The sequence below is a fragment of the Bradyrhizobium sp. 18BD genome (assembly GCF_054185225.1).
The window spans coordinates 188,313-208,505 of record NZ_JAVAYL010000012.1 but is presented as its reverse complement, the minus strand read 5'-3'; the positions used below and the strand labels follow the sequence as shown (position 1 = coordinate 208,505).

At 65.3% G+C, this 20,193-nt stretch carries 17 protein-coding genes; 8 read left to right on the top strand and 9 right to left on the bottom strand.

Going from position 1 to position 20,193, the window contains the following annotated elements; all coding sequences use genetic code 11:
• The first annotated feature begins 8 nt into the window (after window positions 1–8).
• From RAD16_RS22645 to RAD16_RS22635, 3 genes are all read left to right on the top strand, one after another.
• Window positions 9–1,055 carry a glycosyltransferase family 2 protein gene (locus RAD16_RS22645; protein ID WP_458160065.1) on the top strand — a complete coding sequence of 349 codons (1,047 nt, stop codon included), beginning with the start codon at window positions 9–11 and terminating at the stop codon, window positions 1,053–1,055.
• Window positions 1,052–1,897, top strand: coding sequence for a ChbG/HpnK family deacetylase (locus RAD16_RS22640; protein ID WP_458160064.1), 846 nt, complete (start codon window positions 1,052–1,054; stop codon window positions 1,895–1,897). Before RAD16_RS22645 ends, RAD16_RS22640 begins: the two co-directional genes overlap by 4 nt.
• 126 nt (window positions 1,898–2,023) lie before the next feature.
• Window positions 2,024–2,893 carry a DUF2076 domain-containing protein gene (locus tag RAD16_RS22635; protein WP_458160063.1) on the top strand — a complete coding sequence of 290 codons (870 nt, stop codon included), beginning with the start codon at window positions 2,024–2,026 and terminating at the stop codon, window positions 2,891–2,893.
• A gap of 77 nt (window positions 2,894–2,970) precedes the next feature.
• Here the strand turns inward: RAD16_RS22635 and RAD16_RS22630 are convergent, their stop codons facing one another.
• Window positions 2,971–3,786: a L,D-transpeptidase family protein gene (locus RAD16_RS22630; RefSeq protein ID WP_458160062.1), complete on the bottom strand. Its 816-nt coding sequence runs from the start codon at window positions 3,784–3,786 to the stop codon at window positions 2,971–2,973.
• Window positions 3,787–4,098: 312 nt separating this feature from the next.
• On the opposite strand from RAD16_RS22630, the gene RAD16_RS22625 reads away from it, so the two are divergent.
• Window positions 4,099–4,884, top strand: coding sequence for a protein phosphatase CheZ (locus tag RAD16_RS22625; RefSeq protein ID WP_458160060.1), 786 nt, complete (start codon window positions 4,099–4,101; stop codon window positions 4,882–4,884).
• A 165-nt stretch (window positions 4,885–5,049) separates the two neighbouring features.
• Here the strand turns inward: RAD16_RS22625 and RAD16_RS22620 are convergent, their stop codons facing one another.
• Complete coding sequence (locus RAD16_RS22620) at window positions 5,050–5,577, bottom strand: hypothetical protein (protein WP_458160059.1); 528 nt, start codon at window positions 5,575–5,577, stop codon at window positions 5,050–5,052.
• Window positions 5,578–5,892: 315 nt separating this feature from the next.
• On the opposite strand from RAD16_RS22620, the gene RAD16_RS22615 reads away from it, so the two are divergent.
• The 3 genes from RAD16_RS22615 to RAD16_RS22605 all read left to right on the top strand — a co-directional run bounded on the left by RAD16_RS22615 (window position 5,893) and on the right by RAD16_RS22605 (window position 9,333).
• Window positions 5,893–6,189 (top strand): co-chaperone GroES, encoded by a 297-nt coding sequence (locus RAD16_RS22615; RefSeq protein WP_212080141.1) that lies wholly within the window; start codon window positions 5,893–5,895, stop codon window positions 6,187–6,189.
• Between the two features lie 159 nt (window positions 6,190–6,348).
• Window positions 6,349–7,980 (top strand): chaperonin GroEL, encoded by a 1,632-nt coding sequence (gene groL, locus RAD16_RS22610; protein ID WP_326897558.1) that lies wholly within the window; start codon window positions 6,349–6,351, stop codon window positions 7,978–7,980.
• 141 nt (window positions 7,981–8,121) lie between these two features.
• A complete protein-coding gene (locus RAD16_RS22605; protein ID WP_458160058.1) occupies window positions 8,122–9,333 on the top strand; it encodes a hypothetical protein in 1,212 nt (403 codons plus the stop codon).
• Between the two features lie 152 nt (window positions 9,334–9,485).
• Here the strand turns inward: RAD16_RS22605 and RAD16_RS22600 are convergent, their stop codons facing one another.
• The gene (locus RAD16_RS22600) at window positions 9,486–9,884 is read right to left on the bottom strand and encodes an META domain-containing protein (RefSeq protein WP_458160057.1); all 399 of its coding nucleotides are present in this window, start codon (window positions 9,882–9,884) and stop codon (window positions 9,486–9,488) included.
• Window positions 9,885–10,016: 132 nt separating this feature from the next.
• Window positions 10,017–11,681 (bottom strand): L-lactate permease, encoded by a 1,665-nt coding sequence (locus RAD16_RS22595; protein ID WP_458160056.1) that lies wholly within the window; start codon window positions 11,679–11,681, stop codon window positions 10,017–10,019.
• Window positions 11,682–12,017: 336 nt separating this feature from the next.
• Between RAD16_RS22595 and RAD16_RS22590 the strand changes: the two genes are divergently transcribed.
• Entirely contained in the window at window positions 12,018–13,781 is a 1,764-nt protein-coding gene (locus RAD16_RS22590; RefSeq protein ID WP_458160055.1) for an ABC transporter ATP-binding protein/permease, read from the top strand.
• Window positions 13,782–13,997: 216 nt separating this feature from the next.
• Here the strand turns inward: RAD16_RS22590 and RAD16_RS22585 are convergent, their stop codons facing one another.
• The 5 genes from RAD16_RS22585 to RAD16_RS22565 form a co-directional block, all read right to left on the bottom strand.
• Entirely contained in the window at window positions 13,998–15,029 is a 1,032-nt protein-coding gene (locus RAD16_RS22585; RefSeq protein WP_458160054.1) for a TorF family putative porin, read from the bottom strand.
• A gap of 428 nt (window positions 15,030–15,457) precedes the next feature.
• Window positions 15,458–15,808: a histone gene (locus RAD16_RS22580; protein ID WP_458160053.1), complete on the bottom strand. Its 351-nt coding sequence runs from the start codon at window positions 15,806–15,808 to the stop codon at window positions 15,458–15,460.
• Window positions 15,809–15,877: 69 nt separating this feature from the next.
• The gene (gene glcF, locus RAD16_RS22575; RefSeq protein WP_458160052.1) at window positions 15,878–17,200 is read right to left on the bottom strand and encodes a glycolate oxidase subunit GlcF; all 1,323 of its coding nucleotides are present in this window, start codon (window positions 17,198–17,200) and stop codon (window positions 15,878–15,880) included.
• A complete protein-coding gene (locus tag RAD16_RS22570) occupies window positions 17,197–18,435 on the bottom strand; it encodes an FAD-binding protein (RefSeq protein WP_458160051.1) in 1,239 nt (412 codons plus the stop codon). Before RAD16_RS22570 ends, glcF begins: the two co-directional genes overlap by 4 nt.
• Window positions 18,436–18,507: 72 nt before the next feature.
• On the bottom strand, window positions 18,508–20,001 hold the full coding sequence (locus tag RAD16_RS22565; RefSeq protein WP_458160050.1) for an FAD-linked oxidase C-terminal domain-containing protein: 1,494 nt from the start codon (window positions 19,999–20,001) through the stop codon (window positions 18,508–18,510).
• Between the last annotated feature and the right edge of the window lie 192 nt (window positions 20,002–20,193).

Genomic DNA, 20,193 nt, shown 5'->3' with positions numbered 1-20,193 from the left:
CTTGATCGATGACGCTGGGCTCTGACGTTTCCGGCCTGACGACCACCGCGGCGAGCGCCGCCGCGAAGGGGCTGTCGATTGTTGTCCCCGTCTACAACGAGGCGAAGGGCCTCGCCGCGCTGCACCAGCGCATCTGCGATCTCGCCAGGACCTTGCGGGAGCGCTACCGGCTGTCTTGCGAGGTCGTCTATGTCGACGACGGCAGCAAGGACGCGACGCTGTCGATTGCGCGCTCGCTGCCGGCCGATGCGATCGACGTCCAGGTGGTGTCGCTGTCGCGCAATTTCGGCAAGGAAGCTGCGCTGATGGCCGGCCTCGACCATGCCCGGCTCGGCGCCGTGATGTTCATGGACGGCGACGGCCAGCATCCGCCGGCGCTGATCGAGCAACTGGTGCGGCACTGGATCGATGACGGCTATGACGTTGTCTATACCGCCAAGGCGCATCGCGACAACGAGACCTTCCTGCGCCGGGTCGCCGTGCACGGCTTCTACGCGCTGATCAATTGGGGCGCCCGCCAGAAGATTCCGGAAGACGCCGGCGACTTCCGCCTGCTGTCGCCGCGCGCGGTGACGGCGCTGCGGCAATTGCCGGAGCGCAACCGCTTCTTCAAGGGCCTCGCGAGCTGGATCGGCTTCCGCCAGATCCGCGTCGATTACGAGCCTGCGGCGCGCGCCCATGGCGTCACCACCTTCAACGCCGCGAGCCTGCTCGGCCTGTCGATCGAGGGCCTGACCTCGTTCTCGGTGGCGCCGCTGCGCTTCGCCAGCCTGCTCGGCGTCATCCTCGCCGGCATCGCCTTCCTGTTCGGCCTCTCGATCCTCTGGGAGGTCTTCACGACCGGCAAGCAGGTCCCCGGCTATCCCTCGCTCGTGGTCGGCCTGATGACGATCGGCGGCGTGCAGCTCATCATGATCGGCATCGTCGGCGAATATATCGGCAAGATCCTGTCCGAGCTGAAGGCGCGCCCGATCTACTTCGTCGCCGAACACAGCGAGAAGCATTTCGAGACCGACAAGGCCGACGACGCCTCGAAGCGGACCGCGGCTGAATGAGCGCGGCCGCGAGCCTGCGGCGGATCTGGCTCTGCGCCGACGATTACGGCATCAGCCCGGGCGTCAACCGCGCCATCCGTGACCTGATCGAGCGCGGTCGCCTCAACGCGACGTCGGTGATGATGGTCGGCCCTGCGATCGAGCGCGGCGAGGTCGAGGCGCTTCAGGCCTCGGTGCAGCAAAGCCCGCGCTGCGCCGTCGGATTACACGTGACGCTGTCCGCGCCGTTCCGCCCGCTCACCATGCATTACCGTCCGCTCGACGGCGACATGTTCATGCCGTTTCCGAAGCTGCTGCGCGCAGGGTTGATGCGGCGGCTGGACCGCGAATTCGTCCGCAATGAGGTGAAGGCGCAACTGGCGGCCTTCGTGGAGGCATTCGGGCGCCCGCCCGATTTCGTCGATGGCCATCAGCATGTGCAGCTCTATCCGCAGGTGCGCGACGGCTTCGTCGATGCCGTCAGCGAGGGCGCGCCGCAGGCCTGGGTGCGCCAGGGCGGCCGCGACCTGCCGCTGGCGCAGCGGCTGGCTTCCCCGAAAGCCATGGTGCTCGACATTCTCAGCGCGCAATTCCGCCGCCGCGCCGGCAGCGCCGGTCTCAGCTTCAATCCGGGCTTCGCCGGCGCCTATGATTTTACGCGCGCATCCGATTTCGGCGCGCTGATGCGGCAATTCCTCGAAGGCCTCCCCGATGGCGGCCTCGTGATGTGCCATCCGGGCTTCGTCGACGACATCCTCACCGGCCTCGACCCGATGACGGACGTGCGCGAACGCGAGCACGCCTATCTCGCAGGCGACGCCTTCCCGCGCCTGCTGGTGGACAGCAACGTGACGCTGGGATGACCCGGGCGAAAAGCGAGCCCTCGGGCAGCTTGTCGCATACAGAAATTTAATCCGGCCGGCACTGTTGGGGCCACATTGGAACCCTACATCTTCGGCGCGCTTGGTTTTGCGCAGAGGAGACAGATCATGACGCCGCAGGAACGCCAGCTCGTTGACGAGCTTTTCGACCGGCTTTCGAAACTGGAAAATGCACAGCGCGATCCCGACGCGATCGCCGCGATCTCCGACGGGCTGCGCAAGGCCCCCGGCGCCGTCTACGCGCTGGTGCAGACCACGCTGCTGCAGGACGAGGCGCTGAAGCGCGCCCATAACCGCATCCAGGAGCTGGAAGCGGCGGCCCATGCCCCCGAGCAGGCGCCGTCCGGCGGCTTCCTCGACACCATGCGCGACACCTTGTTCGGCGGGAGCCCCTCGCGCGGCTCGGTTCCGAACGTGCCGCAGCGTGACTCCCGGCCGGTCTGGAACAGCGGCCAGGCGATGCAGCAGGCGCAGCCGGGTTACGGCCAGCCGCAATACGGACAGCCTTACGGCCAAGGCCCGGGTCAGGCCCCCGGCCAAGGTTATGGCGCCCCGGGTCAGGGTTATGGCGCCCCGCCGGTCGGCGGTGGCGGCGGCTCGTTCCTCGGCACGGCGGCGGCAGCCGCGGCCGGTGTCGTCGGCGGCTCCCTGCTGCTCTCCAGCATCCGCGGCATGATGGGCGGATCGCACCAGCAGGGCTTTGGCGACACCACGATCATCGAGGAGCGCGGTGGCGGCAGCGCGGGCGGAAGCCCTTGGGGCGGTAGCGGCGATCAATCCGGCGGCTCGCTGGCGCGCGACGCCGGCCTCAACGACATCGGCTCCAACCGCGATTCCCGCCAGGGCTACTTCGACCAGGCCTCGAACGACCGCGACAACGACCAGAACTACGACGACGATCGCGACGACGGCAACACGGACATGGCCGACGACAGCGATTTCGGCGGCGACGACGATGGCGGCAGCGATTACGCCTGAGGCTGCTTGATCAGCGCACCAAACAAAACGGCCGCCCGGGAGGCGGCCGTTTTCATTTCAAGCTGCTTGCTCGGGGCTCACATCACCACGACCTTGGTGCCGACATTGACGCGGCCGTAGAGGTCGATGACGTCCTCGTTGCGCATGCGGATGCAGCCGGAGGAGACGTTGGTGCCGATGGTCCAGGGCTCGTTGGAGCCGTGGATGCGGTAGAGCGTCGAGCCCAGATACATCGCGCGGGCGCCGAGCGGGTTTTCCGGGCCGCCCTCCATGTGCCGGGGCAGGTCGGGCCGGCGCGCGATCATTTCCGCCGGCGGGGTCCAGTCCGGCCATTCGCGCTTGGCCGTGATCGACTTGACGCCGGACCAGGTGAAGCCCGGACGCCCGACGCCGATGCCGTAGCGCATCGCGCGGCCGTTGCCCTCGACGAGGTAGAGGAACTTGTTCGGCGTATCGACCACGATCGTGCCGGCACTTTCCTTGCCGCTATAGTCAACAGATTGTTTTTCGAATTTCGGATCGAACGGACGCTGCCGCGGGTCGATCGTCTCCTGTTGGAGACCGGCGCCCTGCTGATATCCGCCTTGCATCTGCGGCTCACCCATCGGCGGCAGGCGGCGCTGGTCGTAGTATCCCGGCTGCTGCTGATAGACCGGCGCTTGCGGCGCGTAGGCCGGACCGCGGCCGGGGCCGTCGCCGAACAGGAACTCGATGAAGCCGCCGCCCATGTTGGCATTGGAGGCGACGCGCACCGGCGCCGCCGGCACCTGCGGCTGATAAAGCACCGCGGGCGGATCGTTCGGCACCGTATTGTCGAATGCGCTGGCGCTGTTCGCGCCGACAACGAAGGTGCAAGCGCTGCCGAGCAGCGCGACAGACATTTTCTTGAACATCGACGTACTCTGTACTGTTTCGTCTAGTTGCATTCGCCGCCGAACGCGCTGGCTGTTCGCGTCCTCGACGTGGTCAATAAAGAGCAAACTCCGTTTCGTTTGGTAAACGTATCAGGCGTTTCGATTCACCACGTCGCGAATGGCGCGGCAATTTGGCGATCAGCGTTTATTTTCGATGAAGGGCGGAGCCTCATGGTTAATCGCTCCTTTGCGCGCCGTCGCGCGTGGCCGCACAACAGTTCCCGCTGTGAACCTCGTGTTAAATTGCTTCTGCCTACAAAGACGCGTGAGTGAGGTGGGGGGAGTATCCTGATGGCTGTTCACCGCAAGCGTTTTCGTGTCGAGGATATCGCCGGTGGCGAGATGCCGATTCTAGACGTAACAGAAGAGGCAGGCCCGATGCATAGCGAGATTATGGCGGAGCTGCGCGCGATCCGCGCACAGATGGCGAAGGGCATTACCGCTGCCCCGCTGTCCGGCAGCGCGGCCATGGCGGCGATCGACGCGTCCACGGCGCATGAGCTCTCCGAAGCGCGCACCATGCTCGATACCTACCGGGCGCAGATCGAGCAGTGCGAGAAGCTGAAGGTCGAGCTCGACCTGATCCACGACGCCATCGATCGCACCAAGCGCGAGATCGCGACGCTGCACGGCAAGAGTTTTGACGGCGGCGAAATGGCCAAGGTCAATGGCGAACTCGGCGCGGTGGTCGGCGGCACCGAGCAGGCGACCCAGCAAATTCTCGAAGCGGCCGAGTCGATCGACCAGGCTGCCAGCGCGATGTCCAAGGTGGACTCGGCCGACCAGCAGAAGCGGCTCGCCGACGACATCCAGGAACGCGTCATCTCGATCTTCGAAGCCTGCAACTTCCAGGACCTGACCGGCCAGCGCATCAGCAAGGTCATGACCACGATGAAGTTCATCGAGCAGCACATCAATGCGATGATGGACATCTGGGGCGGCGTCGACGCGATCAAGGCCCATGTGCCGCCGCCGGTCGACACCCGCAGCGACGACGACAAGCTCCTCAATGGCCCGAAGCTCGCCGGCGACGTCGGCCACGCCTCGCAGGACGACATCGACGCGCTGTTCGACTGAACGGACGCGCGCGAGAGAGAAAAACAAAACGCCGGCGCAAGCCGGCTTTTTTTTTGTTGTCTTCGTCATTGCGAGCGAAGCGAAGCAATCCAGAGTATCTCCGCGGAGGCAGCCTGGATTGCTTCGCTTCGCTCGCAATGACGGGCGGTTAGGCCCGAGCCCCGATCACGCCCGCGGCGCGCAGCGCACGTAGACCATGTTGCCGTAGCGGGTGGCGGCATCCTTGTCGATGAAGCGGGTGATCATGACGCGGCCGTCGAAGGACACGATCTCGCGGTCCTGCTCGCCGGGGGTCGGACCGGCCGGCCCGATATAGTTCTTGCCGCTCGGCGAGCCCTTCAGCCGGAGCTCCTGGGGCGTTGCCTGGTCGGCCAGGTGCATCACCACGCCGCCGGAGGAACCGGCGCCGATCACGTAGGGATTCTTGCACTGCTCGCGCGCCATCTTCTCGGTACGCGGGCGGTCGGCCGGGTTCTGGAACGAGGCGAGACCCCAGCGGCCGACGATCTCGTCGGCACGGATGCTCGCCGGCATCTCCGGCCCGCCGCCGGGGCCGGTATCGGCCTCAGGCGGCGGTTGATTCGACGAGAACGACGGCAGGCTCATACCGCCGCCGCAGGCGCCGAGCAGCAGCGCCAAGCATGAGGCGGCCACCAGGTTGGCAACCGTGCGCACGTGAGCTGAACTGATCATGGCATTCCCCCGAACAAGACCATGGCCGCACCCCTCCCGCAGCCAAGCGCAAAACCGCTGCCGGAGCAATGACGTCCTTTGATACGCCGGAGCCCCGAACAAGTTTCCAATGCCACCATCCTATATCCGCCTCACCAATCGCTTAACCACCTTTGCTTGACAGGATCGCGGCCAAGCCATATTTCCGGGCGCACTATTAGCACTCGGAAAGCCCGATTGCTAAGCGCGCCGTTCGATCCTCGGGACGAGGGAGGACGGAAGCGCCGCCCCACCCACTTCCGCTACTTCCGAAGCGAGCCTCCAAAGGGAAACGTCATGGCTAAATCCAAATTTCGTCCGCTGCATGACCGTGTCGTGGTCAAACGTATCGACGCCGAGGAAAAGACCAAGGGCGGCATCATCATTCCGGACACCGCCAAGGAAAAGCCGTCCCAGGGCGAGGTCGTCGCCGTCGGTCCCGGCGGCCGCGACGAGGCCGGCAAGCTGACCCCGATCGACCTCAAGGTCGGCGACCGCGTGCTGTTCGGCAAGTGGTCGGGCACCGAGGTCAAGATCGACAACGAAGATCTCCTGATCATGAAGGAGTCGGACATCATGGGCGTTCTGGCCTAAGGCCATCCGCCTGAACGGCCGCTGAATGTCATGCCCGGATCGCACGATCCGGGCATCCATCATTCCGCCGGGGTCAACCTTCCGGTCCCGGAATTGATGCGAAGGCGGCACGATACAGCACGAAACAAGACACATCACGAAACACGAGGGATTGCAGACATGGCTGCCAAAGACGTCAAGTTTTCCGGAGACGCGCGCGATCGCATGCTGCGCGGCGTCGACATTCTCGCCAACGCCGTCAAGGTGACGCTCGGCCCGAAGGGCCGCAACGTCGTCATCGAGAAGTCGTTCGGCGCGCCCCGCATCACCAAGGACGGCGTCACCGTCGCCAAGGAGATCGAGCTCGAGGACAAGTTCGAGAACATGGGCGCCCAGATGGTGCGTGAGGTCGCCTCCAAGACCAACGACCTCGCCGGCGACGGCACCACCACCGCGACCGTGCTGGCCCAGGCTATCGTGCGCGAAGGCGCCAAGGCGGTTGCCGCCGGCATGAACCCGATGGATCTCAAGCGCGGTATCGACAGCGCGGTTGCCGCCGTCATCAAGGACATCGAGAAGCGCGCCAAGCCGGTTGCCGCCTCCTCCGAGGTCGCCCAGGTCGGCACCATCTCGGCCAATGGCGATGCCGCGATCGGCAAGATGATCGCCCAGGCGATGCAGAAGGTCGGCAACGAGGGCGTCATCACCGTCGAGGAGAACAAGTCGCTCGACACCGAGGTGGACATCGTCGAGGGCATGAAGTTCGACCGCGGCTATCTGTCGCCCTACTTCGTCACCAATGCCGAGAAGATGACCGCCGAGCTCGAGGACGCCTACATCCTCCTGCACGAGAAGAAGCTGTCGGGCCTGCAGGCCATGCTGCCGGTGCTCGAAGCCGTGGTGCAGTCGGGCAAGCCGCTCGTCATCATCGCCGAGGACGTCGAGGGCGAGGCGCTGGCCACCCTGGTCGTGAACCGCCTGCGTGGCGGCCTCAAGGTCGCCGCCGTCAAGGCGCCCGGCTTCGGTGACCGCCGCAAGGCCATGCTGGAAGACCTCGCGATCCTGACCGGCGGCCAGCTGATCTCCGAAGACCTCGGCATGAAACTCGAGAACGTCACAGTGAAGATGCTCGGTCGTGCCGGCAAGGTCGTGATCGACAAGGAGAACACCACGATCGTCAAGGGCGCCGGCAAGAAGCCGGAGATCGAGGCCCGCGTCGGCCAGATCAAGGCCCAGATCGAGGAGACCACCTCGGACTACGACCGCGAGAAGCTCCAGGAGCGCCTCGCCAAGCTCGCCGGCGGCGTCGCGGTGATCCGCGTCGGCGGCGCGACCGAGATCGAGGTCAAGGAGAAGAAGGATCGCGTCGAGGACGCGCTCAACGCCACCCGCGCCGCGGTGCAGGAAGGCATCGTCCCCGGCGGCGGCGTCGCGCTGCTCCGCGCCAAGAAGGCGGTCGGCCGTCTCACCAACGCCAATGCCGACGTCCAGGCCGGCATCAACATCGTGCTGAAGGCGCTGGAAGCCCCGATCCGCCAGATCTCCGAGAACGCCGGCGTGGAAGGCTCGATCGTGGTCGGCAAGATCCTGGAGAACAAGTCCGAGACCTTCGGCTTCGACGCCCAGAACGAGGACTATGTCGACATGGTCGAGAAGGGCATCATCGATCCCGCCAAGGTGGTGCGCACCGCGCTGCAGGACGCCGCCTCCGTGTCCGGCCTGCTGGTGACCACCGAAGCCATGGTCGCCGAGCTGCCGAAGAAGGACGCTCCGCCCGCGATGCCCGCCGGCGGCGGCATGGGTGGCTTCTAAGCCGTCCGTTCCATCACAGCATTGCGAAGGCCGCCTCCGGGCGGCCTTCTTTTTTGCCCATCGTCCCGGACGCTTTGCAATTCAACCGACGGCCAAAACCAACTACGGTGGCGGCCGATTCGATTGCGCGAGGACTTCACAATGCGTGCGCTTCTGGTTTGTTCGACTGCCCTTTTGGCGGCACTTCTCGTCGTCTCGCCCGAAGTCGCATCCGCCCAGATGAAATTGTCGCCGAAGGCGGCGGCGCCCGGCGGCACCGAGACGCGCTATTTCACCTCGATCGACGGGCTGATGGACGGCAATGCCGACGTGATCCTGAAGGAGACGCGCCAGGGCAAGACGGTCACGGCGGCCGTGCTCGACGTCTGCTATCCCGTCGCGAAGAATTCCGACCGCAAGGACCGCTTCGTCGTCAACCTCCAGGTCGCCGGCCAGAACCTGACCGGCACGACGCAGAGCCTCGGCGAGAAGTCGCCCGTCAGCGTGAAGCTGCTGCGCAAGCAGTCCGGCGACACGTTCGAATTCCGCGGCCAGATCAGCATCGGCCAGACCGTCACCGAGGTCACCTCGCCCGACAATTCCGATCTCAGCGAGAAGGAGTTCCAGGACAACCAGACCTCCGACGACGGCATCACGGCGCAGCCGAAGGATTTCACCGACGTCTCGCCGGAGGCGATCGCGGTCAAGGTCAAGCTGGATGCGGCGACCGAGTTCCTGAAGAGCCTGAAGGGCCAGGAGGTCGAGGTGACGCTGGCGAGCCTGTCGGTCGGCTGCGACGCGCTGCGCGCCGGCGAGCAGACCATCAACATGTCGGTCGATCCGGAGCGCGCGGCCGCGCTGCTCGCCAAGTTCAAGGCGATGCCGGGCGTCACCGCCGCAGGCTGGACCGCTGGTATGACCGAGATGGACCGCACCATCCGCTTTGCCGCCGCCGACTGGCGCGACGGCGACAAGATCAGCCGCGACAAGCTCGCAAGCGCGGTGGCGGGCGTGCTGAGCAAGACGCTCGCGGCGAAGCCGGTCTCGCAAAACTTCAACCCCGCGACCGGCAAGCTCAAGCTGGTGTTCAAGCGGCCGAACCAGGATTTCCCGGCGCTCGATCTCACCGACACGATCGAAGTCGCAGGACTGATCTCGCCGGACAAGCCCGGCAGCACCGACAAGCTGATGCTGTGGATCGGCAGCCCCGCGACCACGACCGCGGATGAGAGCAGCGGCGCCAAGCTCAATCTCTCGGACGAAGCTTCGGCCGACGAGGAAGGCAATCAGCCCGACGACAACGGCTCGATCGAGGCGCTCGCCAAGGAGCTGAGGGGCCAGCGCTGGGACGCCGACAAGTCGGTGTGGAAATAGGCTCTCGCGCTCCGGACGCAGCGCAGCACGTCAGTGATGCGCTGCAGAGCCGGGGCCCAGAAACGACAAGCGCGATCGTGGACAGAACTGGGTCCCGGCTCTGCGGCGCAGCGCTTGCGCGCTACGCCTTGTCCGGGACACGAGAGCGAAAGCTAATTCCCGGTCGAGCGAAAGCGCAGCGGCTTGGGGCCGATCAGCGTCAGCACGTCACCTTGGCGCTTCCAGGTCTCGACACTGCTCAGCGCTGTGACGAGATCGTCGTCGGCCTGCGCCCGCGCCGGCGGGCAGGAACGGTCCTGGATCTGGCCGGGCACGAAGATCACGGTGTTGCCGGCGACGGAGAACTGGCCCTTGCCGCCCTTGCACCAGAGCTCGAGCACGACCTCGCCATTGTCGCCGATCTCGATGTTCGGGATCCGCTTCGAGCCGGGCTGCGGCAGCGCCTCCAGCGTCATCTCGGTGCCGAACGGAAAACCCTCCTCGGCGCGCGCGAGCGTTGACACCGCGAGCATTGCAACCGTCACACATACGATCTGCTTGATCGAAACCATGAAACCTCTCGACCGACCTGATTTGCCGCACCTTCTATAAGACGATGGCGTCATTGAGAAGGTTCGCCGGGTACGGACGCAAAATCCCCGTGAGGGCGAACCTCGCGGGGATTTGCGTCGAAGCGTGGCCTGCTAGTGCAGGACCAGCGCCGTGAACGGCCAGACATAGGCCTGCAACGTCACGAGCACGCCGACGAGACAGGCCAGCACGATCGAGTGCCAGAACACGAAGCGCAGGATGGTGCCCTCGTGGCCGTACCAATTCGTCGCCGTGGAGGCGACGACGATCGACTGCGCGTCGATCATCTTGCCCATCACGCCACCCGATGAATTCGCCGCCGCCATCAGGATCGGCGACAGGCCGAGCTGCTGGGACGTGATCTTCTGGAGGTTGCCGAACAAAATGTTCGACGACGTATCCGATCCGGTCAGCGCCACACCCAGCCAGCCGAGCAGCGTGCCGAAGAAGGGATAGAGCACGCCGGTCGCGGCGAAGGCGAGACCGAGCGTGGCGTCGACGCCGGACAGCCGCGTCAGCGTGCCGATCGCGAGCATCGCCGAGATCGTGATCAGCGAGATCGCGCACAGGCGGATGGTGCGGCCGTACTCGGTCAGCAACCGTCCGGGACCGACGCCCATCAGGAAGCCGGAGATGATCGCCGCGATCAGCATGCCGGTGCCGGTGAACGACAGATAGGTGAAGCCGAACACCGCAGTTTCCTTGGTCGGCGCCGGTGCGACCGGCGGCATCTTGTTGATCATCTGGTGCAGTTCGGGCACCGGATAGTTCCAGACGAAGATCGAGTTCGCCCAGGTCTTGAATGCACCATTGCCCCAGATCAGCATCACGATGCAGACGATGATCCACGGCAGCAGCGCGCTCCACATCTCGCTCTGCGTCAGCGGCGTCTTGTCGAGCGGCTTTGCGGTGGCCATCGTCGCCGCCGATTCATCATGTCCGCGCAGCGCCGGCGACAGCCAGAGCTGCCTGGGCTGCCACACCTTCAGGAACAGGATCAGCGCGCCCATCGAGATCAGCGACGCGCCGATGTCGACGATCCAGGGATTGATGAAGTTCGAGATCACGAATTGCGGGATCGCGAACGACACGCCGGTGACCAGGATCGCCGGCCAGACGTCCTTCATGCCCTTCCAGCCCGCGAACGCCCACACCACCCAGAACGGCACGATCAGCGAGAAGAACGGCAATTGCCGTCCGACCATCGCACCGAGGATGTAGGGATCGAGCCCGGTGACCGAGGCAAGGCCCTGGATCGGCGTACCCAGCGCGCCATAGGCGACCGGCGCGGTGTTGGCGATCAGCGACAGGCCGGAGGCCGCGAGCGGCGAGAAGCCGAGGCCGATCAGCACGGCGCCGGTGATCGCGACCGGCGTGCCGAAGCCGGACGCGCCCTCGAAGAAGGCGCCGAACGAGAACGCGATCAGCAGCAATTGCAGCCGCCGGTCCTCGGTGACGCCGCCGACCGCGCGCTTGAGCAATTCGAAGCGGCCGGTCGCGACCGTCACCTGGTAGAGGAAGATGACGTTGAGAACGATCCAGCCGATCGGGAAGAAGCCGGTGACGATGCCGAGCACCGAGGCGCGGATCGACATGTTGGCCGGCATGGTGAAGACGAAGATCGTGATCAGGTTGGTCACGATCACGGCGATGATGGCTGCGATATGCGCCTTCACGCGACCGCTCGCGATCAGGACCAGCAGCGTGACGACAGGCACCGCCGCCGCAATGGTCGACAGCACGGGGCTGTGCAGCGGATCATAGATTTGATTCCACATGGTCTTCCTCCCCCACGCATGTGTGTGGCAGGCGGCCCGCGTGGACAGCCGGACCTGCTTGGCGTTGGAAGCGATAACCCCCGAGTTGGATGCGAATTCCTCGCGAATGCGACGGTTCCCGCCTGCTCACAAGCTCGCGAAATCCTGGAGGCCCCCACCCCGCGCCGCTAAAGCCCATGCTAGGGTTGCAAGCGGCGACAAGCCAACGCAAATTGCAGAACTTGCGACTTTAGTCTAAGTGCGCCCATTTCTAGTCTGAGCGCGCCCATTTCTGCCTTTGCCGCAAGCCTTTGGCTTCAGGCATTTGTGCCCATCCCCTCGAGGAGACAGAGCTCTGTGAACAACATCCGCGCCACGCTCGCGACCGTCTGGCGAATCGCCGCCCCCTATTTCCGGTCGGAGGACAAATGGGCCGGCCGCGGCCTGCTCGGCGCCGTGATCGCGATCGAGCTGGCGCTGGTCGCGATCGACGTGCTGGTGAACCAGTGGCAGAACCGGTTCTACAGCGCGCTCCAGGCCAGCGACTGGGACTCCTTCGTCACGCAGATCTGGATCTTCATCGCCCTCGCCTTCACCTATATCGCGCTGGCGGTCTACAAGCTGTACCTGAATCAGTGGCTCCAGATCCGCTGGCGGAATTGGCTGACCAGGCATTATCTCGGCGAATGGCTCAACGGCGCCACGCACTACCGCATGCAGCTCAAGGGCGACGCGGCCGACAACCCGGACCAGCGCATCACCGAGGACGTCAAGAACTTCGTCGAGCAGACCCTGACCATCGGGCTCGGCCTGCTCTCCTCGATCGTGACGCTGTTCTCCTTTGCGCTCATCCTCTGGGGACTCTCCAACGCCGCGCCGCTGCACCTGTTCGGCACCGACTTCATGATCCCCGGCTATCTGTGCTGGGGCGCGCTGATCTACGCGATCTTCGGCACCGCGCTGACCCACTGGATCGGCCGCCCGCTGGTCAACCTCAATTTCGAGCAGCAGCGCTATGAAGCGGACTTCCGCTTCAACCTCGTCCGCGTCCGCGAGAACTCGGAGCAGATCGCGCTGCTCAAGGGCGAAGGCGCCGAACGCAGTCGCCTGCTCGATCGCTTCGGCTTCGTGATCGGTAACTGGTACGCGATCATGAGCCGGACCAAGCGCCTCACGATGTTCACCGCAAGCTATCAGCAGGCTGCCGTGATCTTTCCCTACGTGCTGGTGGCACCGGCCTTCTTCGCCAAGAAGATCCAGCTCGGCGACATGATGCAGACGGCGTCGGCCTTCTCCAGCGTCCAGGGCGCCCTGTCGTTCTTCGTGACGGCCTACCGGGCACTGGCGGAATGGCGCGCGATCGTTGCTCGTCTCGACGGCTTCGAGATGTCGGTCGAGAGCGCGGCAAACCTGCCGGCGCATGAGGCGACGGTCGAGCTCAAGACGGTGGGCGGCAGCCGCAATATCGACCTCGAGAAGCTCTGCGTGTATCTCCCCAACGGTACGCCGCTGGTCGCCGCCGACGGCTTCGCCATCCAGGCGCCCGAGCGCGTGCTCGTGACAGGGCCGTCTGGCGCCGGCAAGTCGACGCTGTTCCGCGCCATCGCCGGCATCTGGCCGTTCGGCACCGGCACCATCGCCATCCCCGCGCAGGCCAAGCTCATGACGCTGCCGCAACGCCCCTATTTCCCGGTCGGCGCGCTCGGCGACGCCGTGATCTATCCCGCTGCGCCCGGCGCATTCCAGGCAACCCGGATCCGGGACGCGGTGATCGCCGTCGGCCTGCCCGACCTCGCCGAACGGCTCAACGAGGAAGGCCATTGGAACCGGATGCTGTCGCTCGGCGAGCAGCAGCGCCTGGGCCTCGCCCGCGCGCTGCTGCATGTGCCGGACTATCTGTTCCTGGACGAGGCCACGGCATCGCTGGACGAGCCCTCCGAGGCCCGGCTGTACCGGCTGCTGGCGGAGAAGCTGCCGCAGGCCACCATCGTCTCGATCGGCCACCGCTCGACGCTCGACGCCTTCCACACCCGCAAGGTAACGATGGTGAAGGACGGCGCGATCCACGTCGTCGGCAAGGAGGGTGAGGCGGCCGAGGCGGAGACGACCGCGGCGCGCTGAGGCGAGAGGGTAGCCCGGATGGAGCGAAGCGCAATCCGGGGCATCTCACCGCGCCGATAGCCCCCGGATTTCGCTGCGCTCCATCCGGGCTACGCGCTGCCGCCGCGGAGAGATTCTGGATTGCTTCGCAGTCTCGCTCCACGGCGAGCCCAAAAGCCCCAAAGCAAAAGGGCGGCAGGTTGTCCTGCCGCCCTCGAAGTCGTCTCGGAAAGAAACTTACTTCAGGTTGCTCATCGCCGTCAGGTCGAAGGACAGCTTGGCGACACCAGCAGCGCTACACCAGTTGGAGCCGAAGGCCGTGGCCGCGTTGGCACCACCGTTGATCGGGGTGACGAAGCCGGGGCTGGAATTGGTGGCCGAGAAGTCGCTGGTGAAGGCGTTGCAATTGCCCTTGGACAGGTCGGTGTCGTAGTAGCGCAGATCGAGCGTGAACACCTTGTAGGTGAAGCCGACACCGATGTTCCAGGTGTTGTAGCTGGGCTCCTTGATGCCGTTCGCGTACAGCGGGTCGCCGGCGATGCCGTAGAAGACGTCGGAGGTGCCGAGCCACTGACGGCCGAACTCACCCGACACATACATGCCGACGCCGCTGGAGCCAAAGGTTGTGCTCGGCGCGGTCCACTTGGCGGTGATCGAGGAGTAGTTGCCCCAGGCGCCGAGGTTCAGGAAGTTCGGCGAATAGTACTCGTTGAAGCCGACCACCCACTGGTCGTTAATGTTGAGGTTCAGCTTGGCGTAGACTTCGTAGAAGCTCGCGTCCTTCTTGGCGAAGTTGCCGTTGATCGGAAGGCCGATGGCGCCCTGGGAATTGTCGAGGCTGCTGCCGCAATTGCCCTGGACGAGGGTGCCCTGCGAGCCGAAGCAGCTTCCGCCCGGATACAGGTAGCCCCAGATACCGAAGTCGAAGGCGAACATGCCGAAGGTCGGGCGGATACCGCCGTAGATGTCGACTTCGGCCGCGGCGCGGTTCGGGAACGAGATGCTCTCCGCGGACGCACCAACGTAAAGCTGCAGGTCCTTGTTGACGTTGTAGCGCGGCTCGAAATAGGCCGCGACCGACGGGTTGTGGTTCGACTGGGTGACACCGCGGAAGATGTAGTCGCTCATGATGCCGCCGCCGAAGGCGATATCCCAGGGGTCAAACGCGGGCGGCGGCGGAGCCTTCAGCGCCTTCACCGGCATGTCTGCCGCGAAAGCCGAACCCGTCACCAATGCCAGCGCCGTTGCCAACAAAGCCACTTTTTTCATTTCGATCCCCATCACCAGTTCTTACCCAGTCGGTCCCGGAAGCCCCCCGGGGCGCACGACCTGTCTGCAAAATTTCGTTACTGCGACAATCTGGAGCGGCGGATGTGAACCGTGAAGCAAAAATCACGGGCATCTGCCGACTTTTTAGGCGTTCTGACGATTCCACGAAAGGTTGTCAGCCTGTGTGGCTTCTCGATCACATTATTTGCACTCCAAAGTGCACAGGGAGAACCGAATTAGTACGGGGCACTATGGCGCCGTGCTCTGCGCATTACGAATCAAGCTGACGGTGGAAATGACCACCTGTGGTGGCAGCCATAGCGATGCAAAAAGGCCGCAGCGTCGCCGCCGCGGCCTCTTGCTGTCTGTCGATCGGGGCGTCGGATCGACCCGATCTCTGGCCTGACCTTGGCGCCTGACCTTGGGACCTAACCTTGTCCCTCGGCCGGCGTCGGTTCCGCAGAAAACGAAGGCATCGCCCAGCTCGTCTCGGCGACAGGCTCGGGAGCCGGAGCTGCCGCTGGCGCTGACGGCTGCGGTACGGGAGCTGCCTTCGCCTTCTTCGGCGCCGCTTTCTTCGCGGCCTTCTTCGGTGCAGCCTTTTTCGACGCAGCCTTGGCGGCTTTCTTCGCCGTCTTCTTGGCGGCCTTCTTCGGCGCGGCCTTCTTGGCTGACTTCTTCGCAGACTTCTTGGCTGCCTTCTTCGCGGTCTTCTTCGCCGCTACAACCTTCTTGGCCTTTTTGGCCTTCTTGCTTTTCTTCTTCTTCGCTTTCGCCATCGTGGTCCTCCTGTTGCCGCCGAACAATGGTCGATCGGGCGTCTTCAGCCGTCACCTCGGGAGGAAAGCTCAGCTCGACGTGTTGAGTGCCGGCCGCGACCCGCCCGTAGCCCAATCGAGAAGCTCAATCGTGTGTACGACCGGAACTGACGTGCCACTGGCAATCTGCACCATGCAGCCGATATTGCCCGCGGCAATCATGTCCGGCTTGACGCTTGCGATGTTGGCAACCTTGCGATCGCGCAACCGGCCCGCAAGCTCGGGCTGGAGAATGTTGTAGGTCCCCGCCGAGCCGCAACACAAATGGCTCTCGGGCACATCTTTCACCACGAATCCATTCTTGGAAAGCAATTCTTTCGGAAGGCCCGTGATTTTCTGGCCGTGCTGCAATGAGCACGCTGAGTGATAGGCGACGACGATGTCGTCGTGACGCGTAGTCGGTTCGAGTCCGAGACCGGCGATGTACTCTGTGATGTCCTTCGCGAGTGCGGAGACCTTCGCCGCATCAGCCGCAAAGGCTTGATCCTCGCGCAAGAGATAGCCGTAGTCCTTGATCACGGTGCCGCAGCCGGACGCCGTCACCAGGATGGCGTCGAGCCCCTCGCCTGCGGCTTCTTTCTGCCAGGCCGTGACGTTGGCGCGGGCCCGTCCCAAGGCATCCTGGTCGTTGCCGAGATGGTGGGTCAGCGCGCCGCAGCACTGCTCGTCCCGGACCAGGACGACCTCGATGCCGTGGCGGGTCAGCAGGCTGATGGCGGCCTGGTTGATGCGCGGCGCCAGCACCTGCTGGGCGCAGCCCTGGAGCAGCGCGACCCGGCCGCGCTTCTTGCCGAGCGCTGCGAACACGCTGCCCGGCAGCGCGCCGGGCGACGGCAGCCGGCTCGGAGCCAGCGCCAGCATCGCCTTCAGGCGCTGGATCAGGCCGGGCGTGGCCGAGGGCCGCGGCGTCGGCAGGAACACGGCCAGCGGGCGGGCCAGCCGCGCCAGCCACATGCTGATACGGAAGCGCTGCGGGTCCGGCAGCACGAAGGCCAGGACCTGGCGCAGCAGGCGTTCGGCCAGCGGCCGCTGATAGCGCTGCTCGATCCTGACGCGGGCCTGGTCGACGAGGTGCATGTAGTTCACGCCGGACGGACAGGTCGTCATGCAGGACAGGCACGACAGGCAGCGGTCGACATGCTTGACCACCTCCGCCGTCGGTGTCTGGTCTTTCTCCAGCATCTCCTTGATCAGGTAGATGCGGCCGCGCGGGCTGTCGAGCTCGTCGCCGAGCAGCACATAGGTCGGGCAGGTTGCGGTGCAGAAGCCGCAATGGACGCAGGCGCGCAGGATCTTGTCGGCTTGCGCGATGTCGGGGTCGGCGAGCTGCGCCAGTGAGAATTCCGTTTTCATGCCGCCGCGCCCCGCCTCAAGCGTCCCCGGTTGAGAATGGTTTTTGGATCGAAGCTGGCGCGGACACGCTCGCTCAGGGCGGCTATGCCTGATGCCTGCGGATGGAACACGTCGACGCCGCGCCTGACGTCCTCGGCGGCCCGGATCAGCGTGGCGTGCCCGCCGACCGCGTTGGCCCGCTGCCGCACCGCGGGCTCATGCGCGTCGCTCTTCGGCGGCAGTGCCGCCCAGATCAGGCCGCCGCCCCAGTCGTAGATCACGTCGCCGCCGGTCTCGCGCGCCAATTGCGTGCCGAGCGCCGCGCCCGAGGCGGGCGGGCAGACGATCCGCCACACCGGCCAGGCGCCAAGGGCGCCGCCGGCCGCGAACGGCAGCACGTCGCGGATGGTCGCCCACAGCGCGGACGAGGCGGCGTCCTCGATCAGCGTTGCGGTTCCGAACGGCGCCAGCAGTTCGCGCAGCGAGCCGGCGCGATGCGCGGCGGACGCCGTGATCCCCTCGAGCCGCAGCACCGTCAGCGCCTCGCCCTGGCCGGCGATGGCGCCGAGCCCGTCGGTCTTGGCGCGGAACGCCGATTTCGGCAGATGCGCGGCGCCCGAGACGTCATAGGGCGAGCCGAGCGCCGCGGTCATCGCCTTGTTGGCGGCGGCATCGTCCAGCCCGCGCAGCAGCAGCGTCCGCTCGGCTTCCGGCTTCGGCATCACCTTGAGCGTCACCTCCGTCATCACCGACAGCGTGCCCCAAGACCCCGCCAGCAGCTTGCAGAGGTCGTAGCCGGTGACGTTCTTCACCACCTTGCCGCCGGTCTTGAAGCTGTCGCCGAAACCGGAGACGGCGTGCGCTCCGAGCAGATGGTCGCGGGCCCCGCCCGCCCTGATCCGCCGTGGACCGGCAAGGCCGGCCGCGATCATGCCGCCGATGGTGCCAAGCGCGGGAGTGCCGAGCAGCGGCGCGGTATCCATCGGCTCGAAGGCGAATTGCTGGTTCTTGGCGTCGATCAGCGACAGCACGTCGGCCACCGGCGCGCCGGCCTGAAGCGTGATGATCAGCTCGTTGGGCTCGTAGGAGGTGACGGCATTCAGCGCGGAGACGTCGAGCACGGCGTTGGTCGCCATCGCATGGCCGATGCCGCGCTTACTGCCATGACCGATGATCTCGAGCGGCTGCTCATTGGCAATCGCCGCGCGCACCACCTCTTCGACGTCTTTGGCGTCTCTAACTTTGAGCGTATCCACGACTGAGCCGGTATCCAAGTTTAGAACGGAAAGCAAATCTGGCGCATTGCAGCGACGATGCGGCGATCGACGCTAGAACCGCGGAATGTCCGGGAATGCCAGCTTGCCGGCATGGACATGCATGCGGCCGAGCTCGGCGCAGCGGTGCAGGGTCGGAAACACTTTCCCGGGATTGAGCAGGCCCTGCGAGTCGAAGGCGCATTTCAGCCGCTGCTGCTGGTTGAGGTCGATCTCGGTGAACATGTCGCCCATCAGGTCGCGCTTCTCGATGCCAACGCCGTGCTCGCCGGTGAGCACGCCGCCGAACTCGACACAGGCGCGCAGGATGTCGGCGCCAAAAGCTTCGGCGCGCTCGATCTCGCCGGGCTTGTTGGCATCGTAGAGGATCAGCGGGTGCAGATTGCCGTCGCCGGCGTGGAACACATTGGCGCAGCCGAGCTGGTATTTTTCCGAGAGCTCGCGGATGCGCGCCAAGGCCTTCGGCAGCGCGCCGCGCGGGATGGTGCCGTCCATGCAGAGATAGTCGGGCGAGATGCGGCCCACCGCCGGGAATGCAGCTTTTCGTCCCGCCCAGAACAGATTGCGCTCGGCCTCCGAGGTCGAGATCTGACAGGTGGTCGAGCCGCAGCCGTTCGCGATGGTCTCGACGCGCGTGATCAGCTCGTCGACCTCGATCTTGGGACCGTCGAGCTCGATGATCAGCAGCGCCTCGACGTCGAGCGGATAGCCGGCATGGACGAAGGCTTCCGCGGCGTGGATCGCCGGCTTGTCCATCATCTCCATGCCGCCGGGAATGATGCCGGCGCCGATGATGCGCGCCACGCATTCGCCGGCCGCCTCGACTTCTGCGAAGCCGACCATCAGCGCGCGCGCCGTCTCCGGCTTCTGCAGGATGCGCACCGTGATCTCGGTGATGACGCCGAGCAGGCCTTCGGAGCCGGTAATGACGCCCATCAGGTCGTAGCCGGCGTTCTCGCACCCCTTGCCGCCGATGCGCAGGATCTCGCCGCTCATCAGGACGATCTCGCAACCCAGCACGTTGTTGGTGGTCATGCCGTATTTCAGGCAATGCACGCCGCCGGAATTCTCCGCGACATTGCCGCCGATCGAGCAGGCGATCTGCGAGGACGGATCCGGCGCGTAGTAGAAGCCCGCGTGCGCGACCGCCTGGCTGATCGCGAGATTGGTGACGCCGGGCTCGGTGACGACGACGCGGTTGTCGAAATCGATCTCGCGGATGCGCTTGAACTTGCCGAGACCGAGCAGCACGCCGTCTTCCAGCGGCAGCGCGCCGCCTGACAGCGAAGTGCCCGAGCCGCGCGGCACCACCTTGATGTTCTGCTCGGCACAATATTTCAGGACGAGCGAGACCTGCTCGGTCGTATCGGGCAGCACCACGACCATCGGCGGCTGCCGGTAGGCGGTCAGCCCGTCCGATTCATAGGCCCTCATCTCGGCGGCGCTGTCGATCACGCCTTCGCCGGGCACGATTGCGCGCAATGCAGCAATGATCTGCGCGCGGCGCGCCAGCACCGCCTGGTCGCTCGCAGGCATCATGATGGCCATGACATATCCTTCCGGCTCGTCGCCCACGATCAAATTTGTCGCGGCAAATCAACCACGTCCGCGACGATTTGGGTAGGCCATCCGAAAGTCGCAGCGGCGATCTGGCGCGAGTTCGCTCTGGGACAAGTAGGAAATGATGAAACCTGTCATGGTTTCGTGGCTTGTCCAAGCCGGGCCGGCCTGCCAAAACCG